We start from the raw sequence: 584 nt of genomic DNA, 5'->3' as shown, positions 1-584 counted from the left end.
CACAACTACACAGTTGAAGAAGTTAAAGGATCAGACGCAACCGTTACATACGACACCATGAAAGCGAATGTAACAGTAACTGTTTCTCACGACGGAACAGCTAAAGTTCTTGTGGCAACTGTTGGCGATATCGCTGATAAAGAGTTCAACAACAAGGTGACTCCTCCGGAAGAACCTAAGTTCCAACCAGAGAAATATGTCTTGAATGAAGAGAAATTCTCAATCACAGACAACAAACTTCTTGATGATGATTCTGAGTTGACTGATAAATATGGTGAAACAAATACAAATCCATATGTAGACCAAGCTAACAACAACGAAGCTCAAAACATCAATACTAAGTCTGTTAAACGTGGCGACAAGTTGGTTTACCAAGTATGGTTGGATACAACTAAATTTGACGCAAACAACAAGGACAACATCCAATCAGTAGGAATCTCAGATGACTACGATGAAACTAAGTTGGACCTTGACGCTACTAAGATCAAAGCTTACGATTCAGTAACAGGTGATGATGTCACAGCTAAATTCGATATCGTTGTTAACAACGGTGTGATCACTGCAACTCTTAAAGCTGGCTTCAC

The 584-nt window shown here is 39.6% G+C and carries 1 protein-coding gene; it reads left to right on the top strand.

All coding sequences use genetic code 11. The annotated features are described in order from the left end of the window. Positions 1–584: SspB-related isopeptide-forming adhesin (locus QM874_RS09830; protein WP_414317129.1), on the top strand; the 584-nt coding region annotated here is incomplete at both ends.

The organism is Streptococcus infantis, from assembly GCF_047463615.1.
Taxonomy (GTDB): Bacteria; Bacillota; Bacilli; order Lactobacillales; family Streptococcaceae; genus Streptococcus; species Streptococcus infantis_X.
This window is presented reverse-complemented; position numbering and strand designations above follow the sequence as displayed.